22 protein-coding genes are annotated in these 21,742 nt (G+C 38.6%); 2 read left to right on the top strand and 20 right to left on the bottom strand.

Annotated features, from left to right (window positions below; translation table 11 throughout):
• The first annotated feature begins 74 nt into the window (after positions 1 to 74).
• On the top strand, positions 75 to 704 hold the full coding sequence (gene plsY / locus J9537_RS06750; RefSeq protein ID WP_218257191.1) for a glycerol-3-phosphate 1-O-acyltransferase PlsY: 630 nt from the start codon (positions 75 to 77) through the stop codon (positions 702 to 704).
• Positions 705 to 1,319, top strand: coding sequence for an NUDIX hydrolase N-terminal domain-containing protein (locus J9537_RS06745; protein ID WP_218257190.1), 615 nt, complete (start codon positions 705 to 707; stop codon positions 1,317 to 1,319).
• Positions 1,320 to 1,382: 63 nt separating this feature from the next.
• On the opposite strand, the gene J9537_RS06740 is transcribed toward J9537_RS06745, so the two are convergent.
• The 20 genes from J9537_RS06740 to J9537_RS06645 all read right to left on the bottom strand — a co-directional run bounded on the left by J9537_RS06740 (position 1,383) and on the right by J9537_RS06645 (position 21,633).
• A complete protein-coding gene (locus J9537_RS06740; protein ID WP_218257189.1) occupies positions 1,383 to 2,252 on the bottom strand; it encodes an aldose 1-epimerase family protein in 870 nt (289 codons plus the stop codon).
• A gap of 126 nt (positions 2,253 to 2,378) precedes the next feature.
• Positions 2,379 to 3,167, bottom strand: a complete 789-nt coding sequence (gene codY, locus J9537_RS06735) for a GTP-sensing pleiotropic transcriptional regulator CodY (protein WP_010744652.1) — start codon at positions 3,165 to 3,167, stop codon at positions 2,379 to 2,381.
• A 17-nt stretch (positions 3,168 to 3,184) separates the two neighbouring features.
• Entirely contained in the window at positions 3,185 to 4,576 is a 1,392-nt protein-coding gene (hslU, locus tag J9537_RS06730; protein WP_010744651.1) for an ATP-dependent protease ATPase subunit HslU, read from the bottom strand.
• A gap of 40 nt (positions 4,577 to 4,616) precedes the next feature.
• Positions 4,617 to 5,162, bottom strand: coding sequence for an ATP-dependent protease subunit HslV (gene hslV / locus J9537_RS06725; protein WP_010744650.1), 546 nt, complete (start codon positions 5,160 to 5,162; stop codon positions 4,617 to 4,619).
• A gap of 29 nt (positions 5,163 to 5,191) precedes the next feature.
• Positions 5,192 to 6,073 (bottom strand): tyrosine recombinase XerC, encoded by an 882-nt coding sequence (gene xerC, locus J9537_RS06720; protein ID WP_218257341.1) that lies wholly within the window; start codon positions 6,071 to 6,073, stop codon positions 5,192 to 5,194.
• 217 nt (positions 6,074 to 6,290) lie between these two features.
• On the bottom strand, positions 6,291 to 7,589 hold the full coding sequence (trmFO, locus tag J9537_RS06715; protein WP_218257188.1) for an FADH(2)-oxidizing methylenetetrahydrofolate--tRNA-(uracil(54)-C(5))-methyltransferase TrmFO: 1,299 nt from the start codon (positions 7,587 to 7,589) through the stop codon (positions 6,291 to 6,293).
• Positions 7,590 to 7,609: 20 nt separating this feature from the next.
• A complete protein-coding gene (gene topA, locus J9537_RS06710) occupies positions 7,610 to 9,688 on the bottom strand; it encodes a type I DNA topoisomerase (protein ID WP_010744647.1) in 2,079 nt (692 codons plus the stop codon).
• A gap of 101 nt (positions 9,689 to 9,789) precedes the next feature.
• Positions 9,790 to 10,644 carry a DNA-processing protein DprA gene (dprA, locus tag J9537_RS06705; RefSeq protein ID WP_010744646.1) on the bottom strand — a complete coding sequence of 285 codons (855 nt, stop codon included), beginning with the start codon at positions 10,642 to 10,644 and terminating at the stop codon, positions 9,790 to 9,792.
• 58 nt (positions 10,645 to 10,702) lie between these two features.
• Positions 10,703 to 11,467: a ribonuclease HII gene (locus J9537_RS06700; protein WP_218257187.1), complete on the bottom strand. Its 765-nt coding sequence runs from the start codon at positions 11,465 to 11,467 to the stop codon at positions 10,703 to 10,705.
• Entirely contained in the window at positions 11,467 to 12,315 is an 849-nt protein-coding gene (gene ylqF / locus J9537_RS06695) for a ribosome biogenesis GTPase YlqF (protein WP_218257186.1), read from the bottom strand. Before ylqF ends, J9537_RS06700 begins: the two co-directional genes overlap by 1 nt.
• Positions 12,316 to 12,562: 247 nt before the next feature.
• Positions 12,563 to 13,579, bottom strand: a complete 1,017-nt coding sequence (locus J9537_RS06690; protein WP_218257185.1) for a C45 family autoproteolytic acyltransferase/hydrolase — start codon at positions 13,577 to 13,579, stop codon at positions 12,563 to 12,565.
• A 151-nt stretch (positions 13,580 to 13,730) separates the two neighbouring features.
• On the bottom strand, positions 13,731 to 14,279 hold the full coding sequence (lepB, locus tag J9537_RS06685; protein ID WP_010744642.1) for a signal peptidase I: 549 nt from the start codon (positions 14,277 to 14,279) through the stop codon (positions 13,731 to 13,733).
• Positions 14,280 to 14,322: 43 nt separating this feature from the next.
• The gene (locus J9537_RS06680) at positions 14,323 to 15,741 is read right to left on the bottom strand and encodes a S41 family peptidase (protein WP_010744641.1); all 1,419 of its coding nucleotides are present in this window, start codon (positions 15,739 to 15,741) and stop codon (positions 14,323 to 14,325) included.
• An 82-nt stretch (positions 15,742 to 15,823) separates the two neighbouring features.
• Entirely contained in the window at positions 15,824 to 16,045 is a 222-nt protein-coding gene (locus tag J9537_RS06675; protein WP_010744640.1) for a YozE family protein, read from the bottom strand.
• A gap of 27 nt (positions 16,046 to 16,072) precedes the next feature.
• On the bottom strand, positions 16,073 to 16,687 hold the full coding sequence (locus J9537_RS06670; protein ID WP_010744639.1) for a YpmS family protein: 615 nt from the start codon (positions 16,685 to 16,687) through the stop codon (positions 16,073 to 16,075).
• Positions 16,687 to 17,538 carry an SGNH/GDSL hydrolase family protein gene (locus J9537_RS06665; RefSeq protein WP_218257184.1) on the bottom strand — a complete coding sequence of 284 codons (852 nt, stop codon included), beginning with the start codon at positions 17,536 to 17,538 and terminating at the stop codon, positions 16,687 to 16,689. The genes J9537_RS06670 and J9537_RS06665 overlap by 1 nt, the downstream gene beginning before the upstream one ends.
• Positions 17,539 to 17,588: 50 nt before the next feature.
• Positions 17,589 to 18,428: a DegV family protein gene (locus J9537_RS06660; RefSeq protein ID WP_010744637.1), complete on the bottom strand. Its 840-nt coding sequence runs from the start codon at positions 18,426 to 18,428 to the stop codon at positions 17,589 to 17,591.
• 110 nt (positions 18,429 to 18,538) lie between these two features.
• Positions 18,539 to 19,033 carry a dihydrofolate reductase gene (locus J9537_RS06655; RefSeq protein ID WP_218257183.1) on the bottom strand — a complete coding sequence of 165 codons (495 nt, stop codon included), beginning with the start codon at positions 19,031 to 19,033 and terminating at the stop codon, positions 18,539 to 18,541.
• 34 nt (positions 19,034 to 19,067) lie between these two features.
• Positions 19,068 to 20,939: an ABC-F family ATP-binding cassette domain-containing protein gene (locus J9537_RS06650; protein ID WP_218257182.1), complete on the bottom strand. Its 1,872-nt coding sequence runs from the start codon at positions 20,937 to 20,939 to the stop codon at positions 19,068 to 19,070.
• A 112-nt stretch (positions 20,940 to 21,051) separates the two neighbouring features.
• Positions 21,052 to 21,633 carry a MarR family winged helix-turn-helix transcriptional regulator gene (locus tag J9537_RS06645; RefSeq protein WP_218257181.1) on the bottom strand — a complete coding sequence of 194 codons (582 nt, stop codon included), beginning with the start codon at positions 21,631 to 21,633 and terminating at the stop codon, positions 21,052 to 21,054.
• Between the last annotated feature and the right edge of the window lie 109 nt (positions 21,634 to 21,742).

Below are 21,742 nucleotides of genomic sequence, written 5' to 3'. Positions count from 1 at the left end.
GCATGTGATTAGAATTTGTTCACTCTTTTGAAATCTGATAAAATAGCCTTACTAACAGAGAAATGAGGATTCATATGAAAACCGCTATACTTTTTGTCCTAGCTTACCTTTTAGGCTCTATCCCATCCGGTATATGGATTGGAAAACTTTTTTTCAAGAAAGACATTCGAGAATTTGGTAGCGGCAATTCAGGAACCACCAATACCTTTCGTGTATTGGGAAGAACCGCTGGATTTGTTGTTTTTGCTATGGATTTATTAAAAGGCTCTTTAGCCACCTATCTGCCGATCCTTTTTCATTTGGATATTAATCCTTTATGGTTTGGTTTAGTTGCTGTAATAGGACATACACTACCTATTTTTGCCGGGTTCAAAGGTGGAAAGGCAGTTGCCACAAGCGCAGGAATGCTTCTAGCATTTGCTCCTTTATTCTTTTTCTATTCATTGGTTTTCTTTTTGATCATTCTTTACATAACTAGCATGGTCAGTGCATCGAGTATTGCTTCAGCTATTTTTGTCACACTTTCCTCCATTGCGTTGCCTTTTATTTGGCCCGCTATTTTACCTTCTTTTAACTGGTTATTGACGTTGGTCTGTTTTGCTTTGACCTGCTACATCATTTATCGTCACAGAGAAAATATCCAACGAATCAAGTCAGGAACTGAAAACAAAGTTTCTTTTGGACTGAATAAAAAGGAGAAGTAGATGGAAGAGCAGTTTTTAGATTGGGCAATTGAATTACAGGCTTTGTCACAGGCTGGTTTAACTTATACGAAAGATCCTTTTGATCAAGAACGTTTTGAACGTATTCGCACCATTGCAACTGAAATGTTGGCTGTTCAAACACCGATTCCAATGCCAAAATTACGAAAACTATTCGCCGAAGAAGTTGGGTATCCAACACCAAAATTAGATACTCGTGCCGCCATTTTTGAGAATAATAAGATTTTATTAGTTCAAGAAAAAGATAAGCAATGGGCACTGCCCGGCGGCTGGGTCGATTTCAACCAATCGATTAAAGAAAATGCGGTAAAGGAAACATTAGAGGAAACTGGTTTAACAGTTATACCGCAAAAAGTAATTGCCATTCAGGACCGCAACAAGCATAATTTACCACGCTATGCTTACAGTGTTTGTAAAATTTTTATTGAGTGCCGCGCAACCGGCGGCAGTTTTGTTGAAAATATAGAGACGTTAAAAACGGATTGGTTTGAAAAAGACTCTCTGCCTCGATTGGCGGAAGAGAAAAATACTAAAGAACAAATTGAACTTTGCTTTAAAGCACACAATGAGGAACATTGGCGTGTGCCTTTTGATTAAGAGAGAAAAAAAGAATGCTTCACCTGACAATCAAAATTGTCAGGCGAAGCATTTTTTTATACGTTAACTCACAGTAATTGAAAACTCTGTTTTAAAATTCCCCTTAGGCGCTAAACGATTCATTCCCTCTTTGTCTTCTAATCGCCCAGTACTATCTACCGTGTCCGCAAAGCCCCACCAAGGTTCAATACAAACAAAAGGTGCCTCATTCGGATATGGCGACCACAGTCCGACATAAGGGATGTTGTTATAAGCTAGAGTTACACTGTGGGGAGACTCTTCACTACCTAAAGTGTAGGCATTTAGACCACGAGTTTCATAAATCAAAGCATCCTCTTTAAATAGATTGTGACTCAATTGAATATTGGTATTGGTCTGTCCAATCGTTTTTTGATCCAAATTTGCAAAAGGACCTTCTAGAGGTATTTTTACACGCGACTTTTGTGGAGAGAAAGCAATGAAGTAATCTTCAAAACTTAAATCATCAGTCATTGGAATATTAAAGGCTGGATGACCTCCTAAAGCAAAAATCATTTCTTCCGTTCCCGTATTTTCAACATTGAAACGAATTCGAACGCCTTCGCCCCATATCTCATAGCTAATCGTCAAATTAAAATCAAAAGGATAAACTTTTTTTGTTTCTTCATCACTTTCTAAAAGAAACGTTGCCTTATCCTTTTTTTGTTCAATGACTTTAAACTCTTTATCACGAGCAAATCCGTGTTGTCCCATCGGATATGTTTGGCCTTTGTATGTGTATTGATTATCTTTTAAGCGTCCTACAAATGGAAATAAAAACGGTGCATGGCGATTCCAGTATTTTGGATCTGCTTGCCAAATATACTCAATATCATTGGCACGTAAACTGGTAAGTTCTGCCCCTTTTTCATTAATCGTTGCCTGTAAAAAATCATTGCTGATTGACACTGACATAAATACCCCACTCCTCGCTTTTCGTTAATTGTAATTGTTCCCATCGATATCATCCAACGATACATTACATTATCCGCTTACTGTATTGAAAACCTTATTCTCAAACAGAATGATTAGACTGACATTTTACTTATGACGGACTAATTCATCCTTGAACAATGGATTTAAAACTTTCAAATAGGTACCTTTCATACCAAGAGAGCGTGATTCAATGATACCTGCAGATTCTAACTTCCGCAAAGCATTAACAATCACTGAACGCGTGATACCAATTTTATCGGCTATATTTGAGGCAGTTAATCGTCCTTCATCGCCTTCTAAAGCATCGAAAATTGCTTTTACAGCCTTTAATTCACTGTAAGAAAGTGTACTGATTGCCATTTGTACAGCTGTTTGGCTACGAATTTTTTCTTCAACATTTAAAAACTGTTGATACAAAATTTCCATTCCAATAACTGTCGCACCGTATTCAGCTAAGACTAGATCATCATCATTGAATGCTCCTTCTGTTCTAGCTAATATAATGGTACCTAATCGTTCCCCTGAGCCAAAGATTGGAATGACCGTCGTCAATCCATTTGGATACAACTCCGCGCGCTCAGTCGGAAAGGCTGTTAGGCTATTAGCCACGGGAATATTCGCTTCCGTTTTAAAAACTTCCTTCATTTCCGAGACATAACTATCTGGAAATTGACGATCCACTAAAAACGACCGAACACGATCAGTGTTAATATCAATCTTTTCATTAAGTCCCAACAATTTTCCTTCTGCACCAATGATATACGTCAATGATCCCAAAATATCCCCTAAAATTCGCGCCATGTTGTTATAAGGTAATTCAGCAGTTGGCTCAAAGGCGTTCTTCTGCTGCATTAACTTATTGATTTGGCGTGTTTTCTCTAATAATGTTTCCACTTTTTCCCCTCCATTTTTTAAAGAATATAACGACTTAAATCTTTATTTTGAGCAATGGATGCTAACTTCTCATCCACATATGCTTCTGTAATTTTAATTTCACCCATTTGCATATCTGGTGCTTCAAATAGCAAGTCTTCTAATAATTTTTCTAAGATGGTGTGTAATCGACGGGCCCCGATATTATCCGTTTCTCGATTGACATCAAAAGCAATTTGAGCAATTCGTTCAATAGCTTCCTGCGTGAAAATAATTTTGACATTTTCAGTCCCAACAAGAGCGACATATTGTTTTATCAACGCATTGTTCGGTTCAGTCAGTATTCTGACAAAATCTTCAGCAGACAAATCACTTAATTCCACTCGAATTGGAAAACGTCCTTGCAATTCAGGGATCAAATCGCTTGGTTTTGAAAAACTAAATGCCCCACTAGCGATAAATAGAATATGGTCAGTTTGAATCGCACCATATTTGGTATTCACCTGTGATCCTTCTACAATTGGTAAAATATCTCTTTGAACGCCTTCACGAGAAACTTCACCTGAATTTTGTTGTGATTTAGAAGTGATTTTATCGATTTCATCAATAAAGATAATACCGGAACTTTCAGCCAACTTAATCGCTGCAGTAGAAATATCTCCTTCATTCACTAATTTGGCTTGTTCTTCTTTTACCAAAAGCTCTTGTGCTTCTTTAACTGTTACTGTACGCTGAACTTTTTTCTCAGGTGTCAATGCGCCTAATGTATCAGACAAGTCAATGCCCATTTGTTCTAAACCATTGTTCATTGGCATTGCCTTTTTCGGTTCAGCGACTTCGATCGTTACTTCTCTTTGATCCAGTAACCCTTTTTCAAGCTGCTCAAGGACGGTTTGACGATTCACTTTTATATCTTCGGTGACTTCTTCCTTCGGTTCAGTTTGCGCTTGATTAAAAATATTCATCATTTGCTCATAGGGATTGTTACTCTGTTTTTGCTCTTTTTTAATACCAGGAACCAATACCTTTACCAGACGCTTATTCGCTCTTTTTAGCGCTTGAGAATATACTCTTGAATATTGCTCTTTCTCTACAATAGTAATCGCGTTCTCAACCAAATCACGTACCATGGATTCTACATCACGTCCGACATAACCCACTTCCGTAAATTTTGTCGCTTCAACTTTGACAAAGGGTGCCTTGACGATCCGTGCTAAACGACGAGCGATTTCCGTTTTACCAACCCCAGTAGGTCCGATCATTAAAATGTTTTTCGGTGTGACCTCCTGCTGCATCGATTCTTCTAATTGCATTCGACGGTAACGATTACGCAATGCAATGGCTACTGATCGTTTCGCTTCATCTTGTCCAATAATGTATTCATCTAAGTCACTAACAATTTCCTTTGGTGTTTTATTGATTTCAGTCATCCTGATTCTCCTTACTCATATCATCTACTGATTTTTTTACTTACATCTCTTCAACGATAATATTATGGTTTGTGAAGACACAAATATCTGCGGCAATATTTAAGGCACTTTCTGCCATTTCCTTCGCGCTCATTTCAGAGTTATGTTTTTTCATCGCACGAGCAGCTGCCAAAGCATAGTTTCCTCCTGAACCGATCGCCAATATCCCATCATCAGGAGCGATTACTTCACCGTTTCCAGAAACCAACAGCATTTCCTCTTCGTTCATGACAATCAACAACGCTTCCAAATTCTTCATAGCCTGTTGTGTACGCCATTCTTGGGCCAATTCCACAGCAGCCCTTTGAAGATTTCCGTTGTATTCATTTAGCTTTCCTTCGAACTTTTCTTCTAGAGTAAAAGCATCGGCTACACTACCAGCAAAGCCCACAACGACTTTTCCATTGTAGATCCGACGAACTTTACGCGCCGTGCCTTTCATGATAACTTGTTCTCCCATTGTTACCTGACCGTCACCAGCCATGGCTAATTTCCCATCTTTTTCGATCGCACAAATCGTTGTTGAATGAAATTGTGATTCTGACATCTTATTCTCTCCTTCGTTGAAAATAACTTTTAAGCTCTTGGATGAAACGAGCGATAACTTTTCTGTAAGCTTTCTTTTGTAACATGTGTATAAATTTGCGTAGTGGATAAATTCGCGTGTCCTAATAATTCCTGCACCGTTCTTAGGTCCGCCCCATTATTCAATAAATGTGTGGCAAACGTATGGCGCAACATATGAGGATGAATGTCACTAGTTAAACTGCTTTTTTTGATTATTTGATTTAGCACGTATTCAATCCCAGTTGACGTAATCTGATCTCCACGATGATTAATAAAAAGATAGTTGTGATCTTTACCGAAACGTTCCATCAAACTTTTACGACCGTCATCAACATACGCTTGAATAGCATCCGACGCATAGGAACCTAACGGAACATACCGATCCTTATTGCCCTTACCATGGATCAGCATAACACTATTGTCAAAATCGATGACAGATAATGTGAGGTTTGCACATTCACTGACACGAAGTCCTGAACCATATAGCACCTCTAACAATGCTCGATTTCGTTGGTCCAAAGGTTTCGTCCCCTCAACACTATCAAAAAGGACTTCTATCTCCTTTTCGTAAAAGAAACGTGGCAACCTCGCATGCTTCTTTTTGAGGTGAACATAAGAAAAAGGGTTCTCTTTAATTTTTTCGTGTTTAAGGAGATATTGATAAAAAGAACGTAAACTAGCAATCTTTCGACTGATAGTATTGCGACTGTATTTTTGATCATTTAAAAACGCCAAATAAACACGAACATCTAAATGATCTACCGCAGTCAATGAGGGGTCTCCTGAATTTTCTAGAAACTGACAAAAATCGTTTAAATCACGTTCATACGCATCCTTCGTTTTCTCTGAATACCCACGTTCTGTTATTAAATAGCCCATGAACTCACGCATTGCTGCTTCATTTTCCAAATTTCATCTCACCTCACAAACATAACACAAATGTAGCATAAGACCTTTTTAAATACAATTGAATTGTCAGAATTTATTGACTTTTCACGAATATACTAACAATTCTTTACAGATATTTCATAATTCCTGTCGAATCAGACAGGAATCCGATTTATTTTGTCTAAATAAAAAATTCCATTGCCGAAGCAACGGAATTTCTTTAAAGATTCATTTCTGATAAAGCCGCTAATGCTCTCTCAGCTAACGTTTCATAGCGAAGTTTCTTATCACGAATTCGTTCTGGCAAACTAGGAAACAAACCAAAATTAGCATTCATCGGTTGGAAATGCTTTCCTTCAGCGTGAGTGATGTAATAGGCCATCGAGCCAATCGCTGTTTCACGAGGAAATTCAATCAATTCTTCCCCTTTTGCCAATCTAGCAGCATTCAGCCCCGCTACTAACCCACTACCAGCACTTTCAACATATCCTTCAACGCCGGTCATTTGACCAGCAAAAAATAAGTCTTCTCGTTTCTTGCTTTGATAGGTTGGCTTAAGTAACTCAGGTGAATTCATAAAACTGTTGCGATGCATAACTCCATAACGTAAAAACTCTGCATTTTCCAAACCAGGAATTAAGCGAAAGACACGTTTCTGTTCTCCCCACTTTAAATGCGTTTGAAAGCCAACAATATTGTACATAGAAGCTGCCGCGTTGTCTTGTCGCAATTGAATAACTGCATAAGGCCGTTTACCTGTTTTGGGATCTTCAAGACCAACCGGTTTCATTGGACCAAACAGCATCGTTTTAATGCCACGTTTAGCCATAACTTCAATTGGCATACATCCTTCAAAGAATTTTTCTTTCTCAAACTCCTTCTGGGGAGCTACTTCAGCTTCAATCAAAGCTTCATAAAAGCGCATGAATTCTTCTTCGGTCATCGGACAATTCAGATAGGCCGCTTCACCCTTGTCATATCGAGATTTTAAATAGACTTTTTCACGATCAATGGTAGCGCCATCTAGAATCGGTGCCGCGGCGTCATAGAAATAGAACCCATGAGAGCCATTATATTCAGCAATTTCTTCAGCCAATGCTTCCGAGGTCAATGGACCTGTAGCGATAATTGTAATCCCCTCTGGAATCTTAGTAATTTCCTCGGAGATAACAGTGACCATTGGATGATTTTTCACTTTTTGAGTGATCAGCTCCGAAAAATTATTGCGGTCCACTGCAAGTGCGCCCCCTGCTGGTACCGCCGTCTCATCAGCAGAAGAAATCACCACTGAATGTAGGCGCCGCATTTCTTCCTTTAGGACGCCGACGGCATTTGTTAAAGCATTTCCCCGCAATGAATTGCTACAAACCAATTCCGCAAAATTCCCGGTATGATGTGCTGGAGTTGATTTAATCGGTCGCATCTCATATAAATTCACAGGGACTCCCGCTTCTGCTAATTGCCAAGCAGCCTCACTGCCGGCTAATCCAGCCCCGATAACATTTACTGTCTTTACCATCTATTCCTCACTTAAATAATTTATTTTTGTACTGCTTCTTCGTAGTCACCATTCACACAGACAACTTGTTTGCCGCCTTTGACTTTCTTCTCAACTAAATAACCACCATCTTTCGGACAAGTCCGGCCAATTGGTTTATCCCAAGAAGTAAAGTCGCAGTCTGGATAGCGTGAGCACCCGTAAAATAAACGGTTCTTCTTCGATTTGCGCTCCACAACTTGTCCCTTATGACAAACCGGACATTCTACGCCAATTTCCTTGATGATCGGTTTGGTATTGCGACAGTCTGGGAAATTACTACATGCGTAGAATTTTCCGTATCGCCCAAGCTTAATGACCATTGGATGCCCGCAGACATCGCAATCAAAGCCAGCGGGTTCATCCTTGATTTGGATTTTCTCAATACCCTCTTCCGCTTTTTCCAGCTCAACGGCAAACGGTTTGTAGAAGCGATCGACTACCTTTGTCCATTCTTCTTTGCCTTCTTCAACCTTATCCAGATCATTTTCCATCTCTGCTGTGAAGTTGACATCCACTATTTGTGGGAAGAAATCGACAATCAAAGTATTAACAATTTCACCCAATTCTGTAGGTTCAAAACGTCGTTGGGTCAATTTCACATAATAACGACGTTGAATCGTATCTAACGTCGGCGCATAGGTTGATGGACGACCCACACCATTTTCTTCCAGTGTTTTGATTAATGTTGCTTCACTAAAACGAGCTGGCGGTTGAGTGAAATGTTGTTTGGGCTCAATATTCACAGATTGAACAACATCCCCAGTCTCAAGCTCTGGCAAGATATTTTCCTTATCCTCTTTGCCATCATCACGACCCTCAATATATACCTGCATGAACCCTTTGAATTTGATCTTTGAACCGTTAGCTATGAAGATAACGCCATTTTGGTTTAGTGTCACTTTCATGGTATCCAGGATTGCCGCAGTCATTTGACTTGCGACAAAACGTGACCAGATTAATGTATAAAGCTTTAATTGATCCTTATCCAAATACTGCTTCATTTCATCTGGTGTCCGCTGAACACTAGTAGGGCGAATTGCTTCATGGGCATCTTGAGAACCCTGAGGATTTTTTGCTTTGCGCGCATGATGCTGAGAATATTCTTTCCCGTAAGTTTTCTCGATAAACTCAGCCGCTTCCGTTTTGGCTGTATCCGAGATACGAGTGGAATCCGTACGCATATAGGTTATCAGCCCAACTGTTCCTTGTTTCCCCAAGGCAATCCCTTCATACAATTGCTGAGCAACCATCATCGTTTTTCTAGTACGGAAATTTAATTTACGAGCAGATTCCTGTTGCATATTACTTGTCGTAAACGGCAACGCTGGATTTCTTTTTCGTTCCTTCTTCTCAACCTTTGTAACTTCATAATCCTTACCATCGATTCGTGAAGTGATCTCTTTGACTGCTTCGGCGTTTGGTAATTTTTTCTTTTTACCGTCTACACCCCAGAAATTAGCTTTGAATTTTTTGGTTTTCTTCTTGAAGTTTCCATCAATACTCCAGTATTCTTCTGGTACAAACTCACGAATTTCTTGTTCACGATCAATAATCATCTTTAGAGCAATGGATTGAACACGCCCGGCACTTAAGCCCTTCTTGATTTTTTTCCAAAGAATAGGTGAAATGGAATAGCCAACTAAGCGATCCAACGCTCGACGGGCTTGTTGGGCATCCACCAAAGAAACATCAATTGAACGAGGCTCTTTAAATGCTGCCTTTACAGCATCTTTTGTAATTTCATTAAATACTACGCGGTTCTTATCCTTCAAATCTAGTCCCAATAAATAAGCGAGATGCCAGGCAATGGCTTCTCCTTCTCTATCCGGGTCACTTGCGAGATAAACTTTTTGCGCTTTTTTAGCCGCTTGTTTCAAGCTTTTAATTACGTCGCCCTTGCCGCGAATTGAAATATAGTGTGGCTCATAATTATTTTCAACGTCAATTCCCATCTTGCTTTTTGGCAAGTCACGAACGTGTCCAACGCTTGCTACCACCTTATAGTTTCTTCCCAAATATTTTTCAATGGTCTTTGCTTTTGCTGGTGATTCCACAATAACTAGGTATTTATAGGCCAAATGTTTTTGCCTCCTCAATTTTTTCTTCTATTATATATTGGTAACTACTGACAAATCGTAGCCTATAATACGCTATTCAAATTTTGTTTGTCAAGTCAGGTCTAACGAATTTTGTTCCACAAATCATACGAATCAAAAATATCTTGTGCTTTTTCTACACAGATAGCACCGTCCTGAATCAACTGATGGCACCCACTGGATCGTCCATCTAATATTGACCCTGGAACCACAAATACATCTTTTCCATAATCTAATGCTTGTTGTGCTGTAATGAGTGACCCGCTGCGCTTTTTCGCCTCTACCACCAATACTCCGCTGCTTAATCCAGCGATGATCCGATTACGCATGGGAAAGTGAAATTTCGCTGGCGTCGTACCATTAGGATATTCACTTAATACTAAATGATTCTGGCTCATTTCAATTTGCAAGTTTCCACTATTTTTAGGATAACAAATATCTAACCCTGTTCCAACCACTCCGATTGTTTTTCCTTGATTGCTGATGGCGAATTGATGGGCGAAGCTATCAATTCCCTTTGCTAGTCCACTAACGATCGTAAATCCGCGTTTCGTAATCTCAGGCATCAACTCCTGTAACACATGATACCCATAATTTGTTGCCTCGCGTGCACCTACAACTGCCAGCATCTTTCGTTTCAATAATGCTAAATCACCTTTATAAAATAATACAAGTGGTGGAGTCGGTACATGCCTCAAAGTCTCTGGATAAACTTCATCTTCAATCGTGATAAACTGGTGCGTTCTTTCTACTTGCTTCAATCGTTCTCCGGACCATTCATTCCAGTTGTTTGGCTTGGTTGATTGTGCTAATAGTCGGATTTCTAATCCATCAAATTGCCACCACTGATGCCGCTTCGCAAATTGATAAATGCGATGTTTCCCGAAAGCTCCAATGCCTTTAGTTAAACTTAAACGTAATAGAAAGTCATTTTTCAAAAAAATCCCTCTTTTCAGCTCTTTATCAAAAAGATACTTAAAAAAGAAGGATTTCATTTTATATATTTTTAATTGGTGCAAAAGTTTTTCGATGAATTGGTAAAATTCCCTGTTCATCAATAGCTTTTAGATGTTCTTTTGTTCCATAGCCAGCGTTTTTAGCAAAGCCATATGCCGGATACTGTTCGCCATACTTTGCCATCCACTCATCCCGATACACCTTCGCAATAATACTAGCCGCCGCGATTGAAACAGATCGGGCATCACCCTTGATGATTTTCTCCTGTGGTAAGCCATTATCCAATACCATTGCATCAATTAATAGGCAATCTGGTGCGATAGACAGTTGTTCAATCGCTCGTTGCATTGCGACCTTTGTTGCCTGATAGATGTTCAACTGATCGATCTCTTCAGCAGTCGCTTCGCCAATGCCGATTGCTCGCGCATTTCGTTTTATTTCCGTTACCAGCTCTTCTCGTTTATGTGCCGAAAGCTGTTTTGAATCATTCAAGCCTAAGATTTCATGCTCATCATTTAGAATCACCGCTGCAGCAACCACAGGGCCAGCTAACGGACCGCGACCGACTTCATCAATCCCACAGATTGCTCGAAACCCTTGAGCTTTCTTCTCGCGTTCAAAAATCGACATTTCTTTGTATTTTTCTACTAAGGCTGCTTGCTTATCCTGCTGCTTTTGCCATTGAGTTAATGCCAATTGAACGCCTTTACGCGTATCCAGACGAAACCCTGCTAAACGAGGATCGTCAGCCGATGTAATAACTTTTAGCTCTTCTTTGATGGCGCTGATTGATAATTTTTCCATTAAACACTTAGCTCCTCAAAACGATCCAGCGTGAATCGACCCAATTTTCCTTGACGAAGCTCAAGAATCAACATTTCACTGGCACGTTCATAATCATCTTTGAATCCTCGTTTTTCTGAAATCAGTAATAATAACTCAGGCAGTTCCATAAATAAATTATCTTCTGTTAATTTATAACGCTCTTTTAATTGTTCTGAATAAAAACGGCAAAAAACTTCTAGCAGATAAAGTGCTAGATCGTCTAGGTGTAGAAGATCATCCTTGATCGCTCCAGTTAATGCTAATTTTTTACCTACGCTTGGATCTTCAAACTTAGGCCACAAAATTCCAGGCGTATCCAACAGCTCTAATTGCGAACCAAAGCGGAGCCATTGCTGCCCTTTAGTAACGCCAGGACGATTCCCCGTACTAGCAATTTTCTTCCCAGCTAAATGATTCAACAAAGTAGATTTTCCTACATTAGGAATCCCTAAAACCATCGCTCGAATGGCCCGCGGCTTCAATCCTCTTTCTTTGTCACGTGCAATTTTATCAGCCAAAACTTTCTTGCTGGCAGGCACGATTTGTTTCACACTCTTATCGTCCTTAGCCGTCAAAGCCAGAACATGATGCCCCTGCTCACGAAAATAGTTTACCCATAAATTAGTTTGGTTTGGATCAGCCAAATCCGATTTATTTAATAAAATCAACCGCGGCTTTTGTTGAACAATCTGATCTAACATCGGATTACGTGAGGATAGCGGCAACCGAGCATCGATCAATTCAAACACAATATCAACAAACTTTAGTTTTTCAGAAACTTCCCGGCGAGCCTTAGCCATATGCCCAGGAAACCATTGAATCGTCATATGTAATTCCTCCTTAAAAATAATGTTCATTCGCTTTATACTTCTATTATATTTATCTTTTATATGGATGAAGAGGCACTATCTTTCATTTCATCTACATTCATTGCCTAGGCTTTTATGTCCACAGGCTATTGTATCATAACTATTTTTTTTTGCATTTATTTTAAGTAACAGACATTTAGAAAATTTTTTCATTGGACAAATAAAAGACGCAAAAGCTTCTAAAAACACTTTTACGCCCCTTAAGTTATTTAGTGTTAAGCTTAAAACGTGTATCCTCTTTAAACTTTTTCCGTGCAGGATTTCCTTCACAGCGAAATACTTGATTATTTTTCAAGTCATAAATTGAAGACCACACTGTATCTTTCCCTGTTTTACGATCATATTGACAGATGAACCCATATTTTCCACCTAATAATTGTTTAGCTTCTAAAAATTCTAGGCTTTGAAAGTTTTTAGACAAATAATTTTCTAATGTTTCGTACCTTTCCTCCGCAAACCAATCATCCTCTACTAACAGTTTCCGAGAAAAAAGTTCTGGTAAATGGAAACTATTTGTTGCACAGAGGTATCCATTATTCTTTAGAAACCGATAGGACAAGGTATCATTCGTGTACTCGACTAAGCAGGCCTCTCCAGAAAGATCGGCTAAAACCAAAGTTCCAGAAGTGCATCGAGGAAGAGTTTCTAATAGCTGCAATGCCTCTTTTACGCTACGACATTTTTCTAATAGAAGGCGTAAAATCATTCCGACATTCATCCCTGGCTTTACACTCTCAGGAAATACTGAAGTTAGAGCAATTGCTAGTCCCCATTGATTAACTCCATCCTCCATCTCAACAAAAGCAGTTGTATTTGCAGAAAAAGAGTAGGAATCTGATTCTTTAAAATCGTACAGGCAGTTCATATATAATTTTTCGATTTCAGTTAAAAAATCACTATTCCTTCCAAGTAAAAAGTTTTGATCATTTTTTACAATAAAGCTTGAACAGTTTGTCACTCGGACAAGTGCATACATTGAAAATAGTACCGCATATAAAAAGTTGGGATCCATTACTTGACCATTAGCTATCCCATCTATCTCGTCAACAATTTCTGGGAAATATTTTTTGTAATATGGCAAGCATTGTTTAGAAAACTCCCTCATTTCATCAGTTATTTCAAAGGGGATATTATCTGCTAAACTTTTATGGTTCTTCTTCAATAATTGCCCCCATTTTTTCCCTATCTCAAAGTGAGTACCTTTGAACCTCCCATGATACATGTGCTTTTGTCTCCTTTATATTCAGATTAGGAGTCGACTTCCTACCTCAAGGATAACTGAATAAAAATTTAACTTCAATGAAATAAAATGAGAACTTTTTTCAATTTTAATTGATTGGTAGACAGAAAAAAAGATGGCGTTCAGCCATCTTTTACGAAATTATTTTAATGTGTGTCAATGGGTAATAAACTGCTTGTGCTTTCCCCAATATATCTTTGCCTTGAACTGTCCCGAAAGACCGACTGTCTTTTGAAATTCGTCGATTATCCCCCAGAACAAAATATTCATTATTCGGCAACTTTTTTTCACCGATTAATTCATTTAATTGAAAATCTGTGGTGTAAGGAGAAACTTGATGATCGTGACTTCGATTATTCGTTAAGAATGACTCCGACATTTTATGACCATTGACATAAAGTTGATCTTTCTCATATCGGATTTCATCTCCAGGCAGACCAATTACGCGCTTGATATAAATCGTTCCATCTGTTTGTTGAAAAACAATGACGTCGAAACGTTTTACTTTACTGAATTTTTCCATTAACACCATATCCCCTTGAGACAAGGTTTGGTCCATTGAGTTCCCAGTAACAGGAACAGGAATTAATAGAAAACCACGGACAATTACGCCAATAAAAAGGGAGATCAAGAAGTATTTAACGCCTAACCACAGGTGGTTTTTTGTCAATAAATTTTTCACTTGCTCCCCTCCCTCGTAACAAAAAATAGTTACTACTCGTTATTTATTTTTTTAACGTTTCTATAGCTTTAGAATAAGCAACATCATTTGCTTTGACAAGTTTAAACACTTTTTCCTGTAAGACATCCACTGTTTTATCATCTAAGGCTCCTGTTGCTGATAAATTATTTTCTGTTTGAATTTCAGCTACAGCATTTTTAGTAGCTTCATTAAACAAATTACCTTCTGTTGGATAGCCTAGTGCCTTAAGCATCGTATTAATATTTTTGATTGCATCACCAGAATCACCGATTCGCCAATTGGACTGCTTCGAAATCGGTGGCAGTTTAGCATATTCAGGATAATCCGCTTCGATGGTTGGGGACACTCCTTTACCTTCTACAGAGGAGCCATCAGGAGCAAACCATTTCATAATCGTTAATTGAACATAGTTGTCCTTTCCAATCGGACTAAGACTTTGAACACTCCCTTTGCCAAAAGTATTCACACCAATAATGGGGTAGTTTTTATTTTTTACAGCTGCCGCTAATAATTCAGCACCATAAGAACTCTCTTGATCGACTAAAAACACTGTAGGTTCTTTGACCTTGAAGCCTTGATCAATTTTCTTGCCAGCTTTATCAATAGAAATAACCTTCTTATTATTCGAAAACTGTGCAATGGTGTCGCCATTTTCTAGAAAATAGCTCGCGACACGTTCAGCCTCGGCGATTAAACCACCAGAATTTTGCCGTAAATCAATAATGAAGGATTTAGCCCCTTCTTTTCGTAGTTCCTCAATAATCGTACGAAATTCCAGCGCTGTCGTTTCTCGAAAATTATCTATTTGAATGGAACCAATTGATTTGTCATTTTTATCGATTGTCCCTTTAACTGTATCCTCCGGGATAACATCTCGTTCAAGGACCACCTCAAATTTCTCTTCCCCTCGTTGAATCAGTAATTTGACCTGCGTTCCTTTTTTTCCACGAATCATACTAGATAATTGGTCTAATGATTTATCCTGCGTTTTTTTGCCGTCGACTTCCAGAATAATATCTTGAGCTTTCAGCTTTGCTTTCTCAGCGGGGGAGTTTTTTACTGGCACTCGATCAATCACTGGTAATCGATTTTCAAGTTGTAGATTTGCACCAATTCCTTCAAAGCTGCCAGCTACTTTGGCGTTCAATTCTTTTGTTTCTTTTGCTGTTAAAAATTCAGACTCTGGATCTTGCAGAGAATCTGTCATTCCCTTTAAGGCCCCCTGAATAAGCTGTTCTTTGTCAACCTTATCAACATAATTCGTGCTGATCAAATCATACAAATCTTGAACATCGTCTAAATCATTTCGTGTAATCTTTACAACGGAATCATTGTCCATTGCTTGTTTTTGGTCAATAAAATGTGTAACTACCGCAGTAATTACGATAGTACAGATGATTGATATTAAAAAAATCGATACTGGTAATGTTTTTTTCTGCAAGGCGCATTTTCCTTTCACCCTTTTTTTCATGATAGCATGCTAGAAAAAAAAGGAAAAGCCTTCCACAACTTTTCCTTCATAATTATTTATTGTTTTCTAAATATTTATCCCAAACCTGATCAAAAAGATCCATCGAGTCTAAATAATCGACGTTAAGTTCTAAATAATCTGTCACCTCATGATAATCTTCTGATTGTTTTGGAAACATGATGTCTTTTGCGACGGCGCCAGCAAATGTTTCAACAGGATCATTTGGATTATGGCCTCTCTGGGTCAAGATATAATGATAAAAACTTCTTCTCATTTGTTTCACCTCGATGACTGTTCTTGATCAATCATTGGCTTTCTTTTCTTTTGGTAAATACAAGCTAAACTGAATATCATCACCTACAAGATCGATATGGTTTGCTTTGATAAACATGCCATTGTTCAGTTTGAATTCATTCAACTTCAAAACGATTGTTTGTTCATCTGGATCTATTGCGACCCATTTAGGAAATTTATACCCACGCTTTACTGTAGCCATTACTTGACTGACAGGCAGGTTCAATGAGCCGATGGATAAATCTCTCGCTTTTAATTGAACATTGCCATTATCCATAACATATGGATCAAAGTAAAGATAAAAATCGACACTGGCTCCCAATATTTTAAATTCGCCCTTTAACATAGCTTGATTTTCTAAATAAAATTCATATTTCACATCTGAACCTTTTTGCAAATCATTCAAAAAGTATTCCATAACGGTATTTAACTTTTTCTTGTTTGTGTTCATCGATAAAACAGGTGACCCTTTAGGTACCGTTGTTTCGCTGCTTGGTGGCAAATTTGTTTCTCTGGCGGTAAACACTCTCACCGTAGAGAAAAGAATGCCTCCTAAAATGATGCCAATTAAAACAAGAAAAGCAATTTTCCAACCATTGATTTTTTTCTTCGATTCTTCCATTAATTGCTCTCCTTTAATAACCACAAATCTTTCGTATCTACTATTTTATCCTTAATCGCCGTTGCCATTAGTTGATAACCTAAATTGTTCGGATGAAAATTATCCTCATCATAAAGTGCATTATTTTTAACTTCAGAACTTGAGCTTGCACTGGTTTCTTCAGTATCTTTTGTTGCGATTCCTTTATAGAGCAGATCGTTTACTGGTACGAAAAAGCAATTTGAAGTTTCTTTTGTTAATCGTTGTGTTTCATCATTCCAGTTATCTACTACTGTCTGCATCGCCTTGATATCTGGGAAATTCAAGTAATAAGGATTATAAATTCCGACAATATAAATTGGTGCTTTTGGGTTTAGTTCCCGCATCTCAACTAAAATTTCGTCCACTTGTTTGCCATTTTTTTTTATGGAGCGATCAAATTGTTTTGCCGTTTTGGCCGTTAGATTTTTTTGAAACGCTTGAAAAAGATCGTTTCCTCCTACAGTCATCGTGATAATATCTGCACTGGCCAAACTATTTCGCAAATCAGAATCCTTCTTCACACGCTTCAGGATTTGGTCACTCCGTTCTCCGGAGACACCATAATTATCCTTTTCGATAGAGGTCAATTCATATTTTTGCTGCAAAGCGTCTGCGACTAATGGAACATAGCCTCCACGTTTCGTCTCATCCCCGACTCCTTCAGTTAAAGAATCTCCCACTGCTACAAAGTGAACAGATTTTTTATAATTCTGATTTTCGTCCCGGACGACATGGAGCCTCGGCTCAGCCTTAGGAATTGTCAAAAAAAGAACCAACAATGTAACTACGGCTGCCGCTAATGGGATCAATATTGTTGAAAATCGTTTCATTTATCTACTCCTCTGTAAAAAAACGCCTCTATTGCTAGAGGCAGGTTCAACTAATCTGTGTAATACATGATCGCAAAAGCTCCAGGACCCGTATGTGTAGCAACAATCGGGTTGGTATGCAGAACGGGAATATGCATATCAGGGAACATTTCCTGTAGTGCCTGTTTGGCTTCATCGATAAAATCTAACTTTCCAGCGTATGAAATTCCTATTTGCTTGACATTGACTTTCGCTAATTCATCCATAAACGCTGCGAACCATTTACTGAATGTCTTCTTGCCTCGGCCTTTTGTGATTGGCAATAACTCACCATTTTCGAGTTCCATGACCACACGCATGTTCAGTACACTGGAAATGACGCCTGCTACTCGACTAATACGTCCGCCCTTCACCAAATTATCTAATGAAGAAATTCCGATAAACAATTTACTGTGGTTCTTTACTCGCTCAACACCGGCTAAAACTTCTTCTAGACTAGCACCTGATTCTGCCAATTTAGCCGCTTCAATCACTTGGAATGCTTGAGATTGATCGATAAATCCACAATCAATTACCGTTACGTTGCTGCTGCTTAAAAAGGTCGCTTGTCGTGCTGCCTCAGCTGTCCCGCTCAATGTGTGGGACATATGAATAGACACGATGGGGCTCCCATCTTTTCCTAATTCATCATACAGCTCTGCAAAATAACCAATCGGAGGTTGACTCGTTTTAGGAAGATTTTTAGCCTGAGCCATCATCTCCATAAATTTCTCTCCAGTTAACTTATCGTCATCTGGATAAACCACATCATCAATCATCACTGATAATGGGATAACTGTAATATTTAATTCATCTCGAACTGATTTTTCAATCGTACAAGAGGAGTCCGTTACAATTTTAACATTTGGCATTCTGATCCTTCTTTCCACACCTAGTTTCAAATTAATTTTAGTATATCAAACCTTATGAAATAAATCATCGTTGAGGCTATTTCTTTATAAATCTTGAAAGAACCGTGTCACTAAGACCCGGCTCTTTCGTAGGTTTCAAAATAATAAAGGTAAGGATTTTTTTCATCTCTCACGCCTTGTTTTCGTTCTGTTAATTGCCATTTATTCCAAAGCATCATTGGAAAATAAGCATCCCCTTCAAAACTAGCCTCAATAAAGGTCCGATAAATCTTCTTACAATAAGGTAAAAATTCTGTATAAATAGCGGATCCTCCAGCAATAAATGTTTCGCCCTCATGATTCTGATCATAGGTAATCACTTCTTCTAACGAATGCATGACGATGACATCTTCAGCTCGATACTCCTTATCCCGCGTTAATACGATTGTTTGTCGGTTCGGTAATGGCCGACCACCCATCCCTTCAAAGGTTTTCCGTCCCATCACTAATGTGTGGTTGATCGTGGTCTCCTTAAAAAAGCGCAAATCATTCGGCAGATGCCACGGCAAATGATTTTCCTTACCGATTAAGCCATTTTTATCCTGTGCCCAAATTGCAATCAGCATAGTGTTCCCCCTAATTTATACCATTTTTTCTTTATTATCCTTCAATGATCTCACTTAAATATTCCCAACGAGTCATCTTTTCTTCTAGTGCCTGTTCAGTCTGCTCTATTTCTTTTTGCAGCTCTTGCAATTTGGTAAAATCATCTCCTTGATGATTCATTTCTTCCGTCAATTGATTTATCTTAGTTTCAAGTAACGCGATATCGTCTTCAATCGTTTCCCATTCTTTCTGCTCGTTATAAGAAAGTTTCTTTTTCCGTTCTTTGATTTGCGGCTTGGCTTTAACGGTTCTTTCTTCCTTAACTGGGGCTTGCTGTGCTAAATAATCCATGATAGAGCCAAAGTAAGAGGTGATTTCACCTTCCCCTTCAAAAATCAGCAATCGTTCAGCAACTTTATCCAAGAAATAGCGGTCATGCGAAACCGTGATTACTGCTCCAGGAAACTCCTCAAGATAATCCTCTAAAACGGTTAATGTTGCAATGTCCAAATCATTGGTTGGTTCATCTAACAGCAGTACATTAGGTTGCTGAATCAATAGTTTTAGCAAATAGAGGCGTCTTTTTTCGCCCCCTGAAAGTTTGCCTATCAATGTACCGTGCATAAATCGTGGAAATAGAAAACGCTCTAAAATCTCTGCCACACTGATTTGTGAACCATCTCTCTGCTTCACTTCTTCTGCGGCTTCCTGTAGATAAGCAATCATTCGCATATTAGGATCTAACGTCTCATTCTGCTGTGTATAATAGGCTAAGCGGACAGTTTCACCAACCTCGACGATTCCATCATCAAGTGGGATTCTTCCAGCTAAAATATTTAAGAGCGTGGATTTTCCGGCGCCATTTTTTCCAGTAATACCCAGTCTTTCCTTTGTTTGAATCAAAAGATCGAAATGGTCTAGGATCGTCTTATTTTCTATTGTGAAAGAAGCTTGTTTCAACTCTAGAACTTTTTTTCCAAGCCGAGTTGTTGCGATATTCATCTCAAGCTGACCATCATTTTTTACTTGATGTAAATTTTCCTTTAAATCTTCAAAACGATTGATCCGGGCTTGTTGTTTTGTCGTACGTGCCTTTGCACCAGCTCTCATCCAAGCTAGTTCCTGTTTGTATAACTGCTTTCTTTTACCTTCTTGTTCCACAGCTACTCGATCTCGTTCCGCCTTTGCAACTAAATAAGATTCGTAATTTCCTTGATACTCATACAGTTGACCGAAAGACAGTTCAAAAATACGGTTTGTCACACGATCTAAAAAATAGCGATCATGTGTAACCATTAAGAGTGAACCAGGATAGCTCTTCAAATAACCTTCCAACCATTGAATCGCATCATAGTCCAAATGGTTCGTAGGCTCATCCAGCAATAACAGATCTGGGGCATCGATTAACACTTGGGCTAATGCCACACGTTTAATTTGTCCCCCTGAAAGTTCACTGATTTTTTTGTCTAATGTCTCTATACCAAGTTTGTTTAATATCGCTTTTGCTTCGCTATCCGCAGTCCAAGCGTCTTGCTTGTTCATTGCTTCTTCAGCCAAAGTAAATGATCGCTGTGCTGATTCACTATTTTCATTTGATAAAGCCAACAATGCTTTCTCGTATGAGCGAACTGTTTGCATTAAAGGATTATCCCCTTGAAAGACTGCATCTAAAACAAGGGTATCTACAGAAAAATTCTGTTCCTGTGCTAAATAACCAATTCGATAATCACTCGCTTTTTCTATCGCTGAAATGTCTCCGTCTCCGCTATCTTTTCCTGCCAAAATGGTTAGCAAACTAGATTTGCCGGTTCCGTTAACGCCAATCAGTCCTATACGATCCTTCTCATGTATCAAAAATGAAATACGATCAAACAGTGTTTTGTCACCAAATGTTTTATACAACTCTGTAACTTTCAATTCTTTCATCTTGAACCATCCTCAAATTTCTCCTCGTTATTGTATCAAAAAAAAGCCGTAAAGGAAATTTTTCCCATACGACTTTTCACGATTATACATATATACGTTTACTTTTTACTGATTACCAGTCAAAATCTTCAAATTGACAAAAGTGATGGTGTCTAATAGGACCTTTGCCGTGGGGACCGCCAAAACCATGTGGACCATGCTCATGAGGAGGCCGAGGCCCATCAAATTCTCTTCCTCCACCAAAATAGTCTTCTGAATCCTCTTCACCTAATTGATTTTTCAATGTCTCGCTTAATTTCTCTACTAAACGTGTCCATTCAGCTTTTTCTTCTTCACTGAAATCTGCAAATAATTCTTCGCCAAAATCAGGTGCCTTTGAAATTTTTTCCGTTTCTTCTTGACCAAGCGTCGTTAATCGAATAATCATAACGCGACGATCCTCTTCCGAGGGTTCTCGAGTAATCAATTCTTTATCTTCTAATTTTTGTAATAATTCACCAACGGATTGAGGCCGCATGCCTAAAACAAAAGTTAGATCTTTTTGACTGATTTCTGGATTCATTTTTAATAATGCAAGAACTCTTCCTTGTCCACGATGAACGCCAAGTCCAGGATTTTTAGCCATTTGGCGATGATAGTAACGTCTCAAATCATGTTGCAATTTCATGAATTGTTCATTCATTTGGTTTTCCATAATTGTTCTCTCCTTTTTATTCAGGTACCTTATATTTATATAATACAGGTACCTGAACAAATAAGCAAGGCTTTTCTTAAAAATATTCTGGTACCTTAATAATTTCTTT

This window comes from Enterococcus raffinosus, from assembly GCF_019175485.1.
GTDB lineage: Bacteria > Bacillota > Bacilli > Lactobacillales > Enterococcaceae > Enterococcus_A > Enterococcus_A raffinosus.
This window is presented reverse-complemented; position numbering and strand designations above follow the sequence as displayed.